General features: G+C 68.6%; 8 protein-coding genes. 1 reads left to right on the top strand and 7 read right to left on the bottom strand.

Translation table 11 applies throughout. The annotated features are described in order from the left end of the window. Positions 1–21: 21 nt before the first annotated feature. Genes ABLA28_RS01415 through lepB form a run of 6 tightly spaced genes read right to left on the bottom strand, consistent with a single transcriptional unit; the run spans position 22 to position 3,870 of the window. On the bottom strand, positions 22–417 hold the full coding sequence (locus tag ABLA28_RS01415) for a YraN family protein (RefSeq protein WP_299301333.1): 396 nt from the start codon (positions 415–417) through the stop codon (positions 22–24). Then, positions 414–686, bottom strand: a complete 273-nt coding sequence (locus ABLA28_RS01420; protein ID WP_347712207.1) for an EscU/YscU/HrcU family type III secretion system export apparatus switch protein — start codon at positions 684–686, stop codon at positions 414–416. The genes ABLA28_RS01415 and ABLA28_RS01420 overlap by 4 nt, the downstream gene beginning before the upstream one ends. Beyond that, complete coding sequence (locus tag ABLA28_RS01425; protein WP_347712208.1) at positions 686–1,777, bottom strand: hypothetical protein; 1,092 nt, start codon at positions 1,775–1,777, stop codon at positions 686–688. The genes ABLA28_RS01420 and ABLA28_RS01425 overlap by 1 nt, the downstream gene beginning before the upstream one ends. Positions 1,778–1,779: 2 nt before the next feature. Continuing rightward, a complete protein-coding gene (locus ABLA28_RS01430; protein ID WP_347712209.1) occupies positions 1,780–2,505 on the bottom strand; it encodes a ribonuclease HII in 726 nt (241 codons plus the stop codon). Further along, positions 2,484–3,323 (bottom strand): GTPase, encoded by an 840-nt coding sequence (locus tag ABLA28_RS01435; RefSeq protein WP_347712210.1) that lies wholly within the window; start codon positions 3,321–3,323, stop codon positions 2,484–2,486. The genes ABLA28_RS01430 and ABLA28_RS01435 overlap by 22 nt, the downstream gene beginning before the upstream one ends. A gap of 1 nt (position 3,324) precedes the next feature. Then, positions 3,325–3,870, bottom strand: coding sequence for a signal peptidase I (lepB, locus tag ABLA28_RS01440; RefSeq protein ID WP_347712211.1), 546 nt, complete (start codon positions 3,868–3,870; stop codon positions 3,325–3,327). 205 nt (positions 3,871–4,075) lie between these two features. On the opposite strand from lepB, the gene ABLA28_RS01445 reads away from it, so the two are divergent. After that, positions 4,076–6,304, top strand: coding sequence for a methyl-accepting chemotaxis protein (locus ABLA28_RS01445; RefSeq protein WP_347712212.1), 2,229 nt, complete (start codon positions 4,076–4,078; stop codon positions 6,302–6,304). Positions 6,305–6,533: 229 nt separating this feature from the next. On the opposite strand, the gene thpR is transcribed toward ABLA28_RS01445, so the two are convergent. Beyond that, a complete protein-coding gene (gene thpR / locus ABLA28_RS01450) occupies positions 6,534–7,076 on the bottom strand; it encodes an RNA 2',3'-cyclic phosphodiesterase (RefSeq protein ID WP_347712213.1) in 543 nt (180 codons plus the stop codon). Positions 7,077–7,161: the final 85 nt, after the last annotated feature.

Genomic DNA, 7,161 nt, shown 5'->3' on the forward strand with positions numbered 1-7,161 from the left:
GGGTAACGCCCAGCGTGGCGTTCATGACGGGCAGTCCATCCCGCGCGTGACGTCCCGGACGTGCTCCAGGCGCCACTCCGGCTCCGCGGCGTCGCGGTCCGCCGTGCTTACCGTGAAGCCGATCAGGTCGATGCGCCAGGGGCCGGTCCAGCCAATCCGGTCCGCGTGGGCCCGGCCCGCATCCACCAGGCGGCGGAGCTTCCGGGGCCCGACGGAGTCCAGGGACGACTGCACCTCCCCCAGCGTGCGGCAGCGCACCTCCACGATCACCAGCTCCGATCCGTCCATCGCGACGATGTCGAGCTCCCCGTAGGGGTTGACGAGGTTGCGCCCCAGGACCTTCCAGCCGGGGGATCTCCTGATATAGGCCTCGGCCCGGTCCTCGGCGCGCCGCCCCAGCTCCAGATGGCGCGTCATGCCGACTCCCCCCTGTCCAGTCGATAGACCCAGGCCAGAACGCGGGCCACGACCTCATAAAGCTCGGCCGGTATCTCCTCGCCCAGCTCCAGGGAGAGCAGCGCGGAGACCAGCGCGGCGTCCTCGACGACGGGGACCTCCGCCTCCAGGGCGCGCTCCACGATCTTCCGGGCGACGAGGCCCTCCCCCCTGGCGACGACGGTCGGGGCCTCCATCGCCTCGCGGTCGTATTGGAGGGCGACGGCCCTGTCCCACTTCCGGCCGCTCATCAGACGGTCAGGTCCAGGCCCCGCCCGGACAGGAGACGGTTCCTGAGGTGCTCGACGACGCTCCGGGAGATGCCGATGAACCGGACGGGCAGCGCCGTGCCCTCCAGCTCCTCGCGGACGTCGCCGCGCCTCCGCTTCAGAAGCTCGCAGGTCTCGGCACGGTCGGCATGGAGGTCGAGGTTGCAGCCCCGCCCGTCGCTCTCGACGGTCCCGCCGACAAATCCCAGCCTCGGCCCCTCGACGCCGAACCCGACCTGCCAGTACCGCCGGCCGTCCTCCTCGCAGACCCGCCCCACGAAGACGCGCGCCGTGAGGTCCGGGGCATCCTCCGGCCCCGGCCAGAAGGGCGCGCCCAGCAGGAGGGGGTTGACCTCGTCCCTCGGGGCGTGCATCAGCAGGGAGTGCGCCCGAAGAAAGCGGGCGAGCTCCCCCTCCCCCTCCTTCAGGCCGCGCAGGACCTCAACGGGGTCCTCGCCATTTCGGGCCCGTTCCCGGAGCTCCTTGCGGATCCGCGCCCAAAGGGCCGTCGCCGCCCCGCCGCCGAGGGCCGCATATTCCGTCAGGAGCCGGACGTTCTCCGCCGTCAGCGGGACCCCGCGGGCCCAGAGCTCGATCAGGGAGGAGAGCTGGTCCGGAGCGCTCCCCACGCGCCTCCAGGCGTCCCGTACCGCCGCCAGCACCTCGTCCGAGAGCGGCAGGCCGCGCGCCAGAAGCGCCGTCGCCACCTCGCGGTCGGAGGCGGGGACCCGGGAGAGGAAGGAGAGCTCCTCCGGGGAAAGCCGCAGGACGGGAACGCCGTCGGTCCCCGAGGCGTCCCAGACGGCGCGGAAGCGCTCCCCCGCGATGAGGGTCAGCGTCGCCCGAGCCAGAAGGGTCTGGGCCGGGCGACCGTCCTGCGCATCGATGCGGACGGAGTAGGTGCCGTCCGCATTGCGTCCGAGCACCTGTCCCTCCACCACCGTCCCCGTGCGGGGGGAGGCGAGCGGCGATGGGGAAACGGGCCTCCCCGGGGAGGCGGGGGCCGTTCCGATCCCTCCGGTCCCGGTCTGGTTGGGGCCTATCTGCACGTTGAGGTTGGAGATCGGGGGCATGGCTATCTCTCCTTATCTTCTCCTCGCCCGTATTCTTCCCGGCGTATGTTCCGGCAGAAGGATTCGCGGTGCACGGGCGAGAGCCCGTGCCGGGCCACCGCCTCGCGGTGCATGGCGGTCGGATAGCCCTTGTGCCGGGCGAAGCCGTAGTCCGGCCACAGACGGTCGAGGGCGGTCATGGCCCTGTCCCGGAGCACCTTGGCGACGACCGAGGCCGCCGAGACGGCCGGGACGATGTCGTCCGCGGCCACGAGCGGCCACTGGGGGAAGGGCAGGTCCGGGATCGCCAGGATGCCGTCGACCACCACGCACTCCGGTTCCCGCGCCAGCAGGGGCCGCAAACGTAGGACGCTCCGTCCCATGGCCCAGAGCGACGCCCGGGAGATGTTGTCGCGGTCGATGCGCGCCGCGCCGGCGGCCTGAGCGCGCCACGCGACGCCGAGCTCGGCCATCGCGTCCCAGAGACACTCCCTTCCCCGCGCCGTCAGCTTCTTGGAGTCCCGCAGCCCCAGGGACAGCAAGGCCTCCTCCTGAACGGTGGTCAGGGAGACCGCGGCGGCGACGACGGGCCCCGCCAGAGGCCCCCGCCCCGCCTCATCCGTCCCGACGATGGCGCCGGGCCCCGAGGACCGAAGCACGCTCAACCGCTCCAGGGCCTCGTCCCGGGAGCCCCGGGGACGGGCGGCCCGCCCCTCGGCCCCGCGCTCTAGGCCGCCCCGTCTCCCCACAGCGGGTCCCCCGGAAGCTCCAGGGTGGCCGGCCCCAGCTTTCCGGACGAGAAGGCGTCCATCAGGCGGCGGCCCGCCAACTCCCTGTCGACCTCCCCCCCCGAGACGAGGCAGCCCAGGCGGCGACCCAGCCGCTCCAGCGTCAGCTCCCCGGGCTCGTCCCGCTCCTCGATCTCCCATTTCTTCAGGAGCGCCCCGAAGAGCCCGCGCGCCCTGAGGAAGCGGATGAAGGAGAGCGCCGAGGCCTCGAAGCCGCCCAGCACCTCCGCCTTCGCGCAGCCCAGCCAGGAGAGCACGCTGTGGACGCCCGGCTCCGCGTGAGGGTCCAGGATCCCGGGCGAGTCCACGATCAACAGGTCCCCGCTGCGATACCAGCTGACCTCCCGGGTCAGTCCGGGGATCCCCCCGACGCGGGCCTGCGCCTTGCCCACCAGGGCGTTCAGCAGCATCGACTTGCCGACGTTGGGGATGCCCATGACGGCCAGCCTGAGCTCCCGGTGAGCCGGCTTCCGGGCCGAGAGGGCCTTGCGGAGGGCCGTCGGCCGCTCCCTGCGGAGGTCGAGCGCCCATACCTCCCGCCCCCCGAGCTCCAGCTCCCGGATCCAGACCCGGGTCCGCTCCGGGTCCGCCAGGTCCTTTTTGGCGAGGACGAGCATCACGGGCTTGGCACGGGCGAAGGAGGCGACGAGAGGGGCTGAAGTAGAAAAAGGCGCGCGAGCATCGCGCACCTCTACGATAAGATCCAGCTTTTCGAGGAGCTCGGCCAGCTTGCGCCCCCCGCGGGCCATGTGCCCGGGATACCAGACGGTCCGTCCCACTTCAGCGCGGAAACCCGATGCGGGTCAGGGGCCAGTAGCGGAAGAAGACCGGGCCGTGGATGTCGGACGCCGAGATGAAGCCCCAGAAGCGGCCGTCCTGAGAGTTAGGTCGGTTGTCGCCCATGGCGAAATAGCTGTCCTTCGGCACCGTGAAGGGGACCTCGGGGAAGACCCGGTTGGGCCGAAGGGTGTATTGGTCCCGGTTCTGGACGTAGGGCTCGTCGATGGGCTCGCCGTTGACGTAGACCGTCCCGCTGCGGATATCCACGGTGTCCCCCGGAACGGCGATGATGCGCTTGACGAAATCCCGGTCCCGGTCCTCCGGATACCGGAAGACGTAGATCGTCCCCCGAGAGGGCTCGAAAAACCAGTTCCAGAACTTCGCCACCAGGACCCGGTCCCCCACCTCCAGGGTGGGTACCATCGAACCACTGGGGATCCAGAAGGCCTGCACGATAAAGGTGCGGATGATCATCGCCAGGGCAAACGCCCAGACGATGGTCTCAAGTGTCTCTCTCCACCATGGTTTTACGACTTCAGAAGCCAAATGACATGTCCTCCGTTCCCTCTCTCGACATTCTTCGATTACTATAACGCGAATGCCCTCCGCAATCAAGAGAGGAAACGTTCCGCCGCCGGGACAAACCCTAGAAAAAACGTGTATAATAAGGAAACCTGCGTAATCCATGCAATTGTAAACGAACCTGTCCGTTTTTTTCATCTTTTTCAATTTTATTTAGGGGGAATCGTCCATGTCGTTCCATCACAGCCGTTCCAAGCGCCCCGGCGCCCTGCAGCTGAGGAGCAAGATGCTTCTCTACATCCTGCCCGTCGTCATCGTCATCTTTTCCGCCGTCATCCTCTATGTGGCCGTCTCCTCGTCGGCCAAGGTCTCCCATGACGCCGAGACCCTTACCCTGGCTTCGTCCAAGGTGGCCGCGCTCACCGTCACGGACACGATCACGAGCAACATCAACATCCTGACGACGATCGCCGAAGCCATCCCCCGCCTCGACAGCAGCCTGGGCAGCTCGCGGAACACCGTCCTGACCCTGCTGGAGTCGGGCGCACTCCAGCGTCCGGAGATCGTCTCCATGTGGCTGGCCTTCGAACCCGACGCCTTCGACGGCCGGGACAGCGATTTTGCGGGCGAAGAGTGGTACGGCAAGACGGGGCAGTTCACCGCCTCCTTCGTGGAGAGGAACGGAAAGGCCGTCCGCACCAACGACGTGACGCCCGAGAAGATCTACGTCCCCGGCGACGGGGACTTCTACACGGTCCCGCTCCGGACGGGCGAGGCCACCATTGGGGACCCGGAGTACCTCACTTACGAGGACGGGACGAAGGCCCTGGTCTCCACTATCTCCGTACCCATCGAGATCGAGGGGAAAACGGCCGGCGTCGTGGGCATCGACCTGGACTACGCCCAAATTCAGGAGAGCCTGAAGTCCATCAGGATCATCAGCGACCGCACGGCCATCATGCTGGTCGACGACGACGGCTTCATCATCTATTCCACGACCCCCGAGTACGTCGGCAAACAGCTGGGCGACCTCATCCACGGTCAGGAGAACGCCGACGAGACCCTGCGTAGCATCAAGGAGGGCAGGAACTATTTCCGCTACGGGCACTCCGCGTCCCTGAACGGGCAGGTTCTGAAGACCTACACCCCGGTGCACCTTCCTCCCGCGAAGCAGACCCTCTCCGTCAGCGCCCTGGTTCCGGTGGACGACATGCTGGCGGACTCCCACGCGATGACCCGCAACACGATCCTGGCCGCCGTCGTGGGGCTGATTTTGATCTCCGGGACCGTCTACTGGCTCACCGGACGCATCCTGCGTCCCATCAACGCCTTCGGGGGGCTTCTGAAGCGCGCCGCCACGCTTGACTTCTCGACCGACCAGTCCAAGGTCTGGCTGTACGACTACAAGGACGAAATCGGCGACATGACCCACAGCTATTCCCAGCTGAAGCACAGCATCGTGGACATGCTGCGCAAGCTGAACGCTCAGGCATACAGCTTCACCGAGTCCGCCCAGAACCTGGCGGCCATCTCGGAGGAGGCCGTAGCCTCCATGGAGGAGGTCAAGGCGTCCGTCGACGAGGTGGCGCGCCTCTCCGAGGAGAACTCGGAGTCGCTGGCGCGCACGAACTCGGCGGTCGACGAGGTCTCCCATGCCGCCACCTCGACGGCGAACTCCGCCGAGGAGGGCGCGGGCATAGCCGCCCGCACCGCGGACCTGACGCAGTCCGCCTCCATGGAGGTGGACGAGGCGGTGGAGAAGATCCGCCAAGCCGGGGAACGCTCCCGCGTGGGCGGCGAGTCCATCCGCAAGGTCAACGGGTCGGTCGAGTCCATCGCCGGCTTCGTATCCACGATAACGGGCATAGCCGACCAGACGAACCTGCTGGCCCTGAACGCGGCCATCGAGGCCGCCCGGGCCGGAGAGGCGGGACGGGGCTTCGCGGTCGTCGCCGAGGAGGTCCGCAAGCTCGCCGAGGAATCGGGCAACGCGGCCCAGGAGATCCAGAAGCTCATCGCGGGGCTGCAGAGCGACTCGGACAAGGCGGGCTCGGTCGTCCGCGACCTGGAGGCCCTGCTCGACGAGACGGTGAAGAAGTCCGGCGAGGCCCAGGAGAGCCTGAAGAAGGGATTGGACGAGGTCAACGCCCTGAGCGGCCACATGCAGACCATCGCCGCCGCGGCCGAGGAGCAGGCGGCGTCGAGCAGCGAGATGGCCGAGGCCATCGGACGGGTGACCTCCGCGACGTCGGAGGTGGGACAGACGCTTGAGAACATCAAGCGGGCGACGGCGGACACCGCCGCGGCCAGCGAGAACGTCGCCGGGGAGGCCCAGAGCATGAGCGAGGGCGTCGCGCATCTGGAGCAGCTGCTCGACCAGTTCCAGTACGACGGCAAGGGGCAGGAGACCGGGAACAGGGCGCCGCTTCCGGCCCCAAGCCCAAAGAACAAGAGGTGAGGATCGGCAGCTCCTCCGCTGCCCCGATCGACGCTTCGAACACGATGAGCCCCTGATAGGAGAGGGTCGGTCCCCGCTGGGGACCGACCCTCTCGTCCTACTTTACCTTCTTTACCCTCCCCCGAGCCGATCGGGGCTCCCAGTACCCCCGTTATCCTCTCCGACGAGGAGCGCATGCCACGTTCTATCAGCGAAATGCAGGCACCCTAGGGCCCCAGGCCCCGGCGGGTCAGAGCCGCGTGTAGACCGCACCCCGGGGCGTCAGGCGGCTGCGCATCAGCGAGATGTCGGAGCAGCGCCACGCGACGGACGGCACGCGCTCCAGCTCCCTCATCAGGGCCGGAGGTAGGGGCGAGCCGTCCGACCGCGCCAGGGTCAGGTGCGGGCGGAAGGGCCGGTCGTTGCGCGGAATGCCGACCTCGAACAGGGCGTCGTCCACCCGCCCCGCAAGGGCCGTCAGCTCCGACGCGCCCCGGTCCCCGCCCAGCCAGAGCGTGCGCGGACGGGCCAGGTCCGGAAACGCGCCGGCGCGGTGCAACTCGATGTCGAAGGGCTGAACCGTCACGGCCGCCACGGCCGGGCGGACCCGCTCGACCGCCGCCGGGGACAGCTCCCCCAGAAAGCGCAGCGTGATGTGGAGCTGCGCCCGGGTCACCCAGCGGCAGCGCGCCAGCGGCCTCAGCCGATCCAGCAGCCGTTCCGCCTCCCGGGCCGCCGCCTCGGAGAGCAGCACGGCCACGAAGGTCCGGACCATCTCCCCGGACTCAGGCACGGTTCAGTTCCTCCAGAACCGGGATCACGCGGTCCAGGGAGTCCACGCGCCTGTAGAGAAGACGCTCCACCTCCGGGGTCGGGGG

Origin of the sequence: uncultured Fretibacterium sp., assembly GCF_963544685.1 — a bacterium.
GTDB lineage: Bacteria > Synergistota > Synergistia > Synergistales > Aminobacteriaceae > CAJPSE01.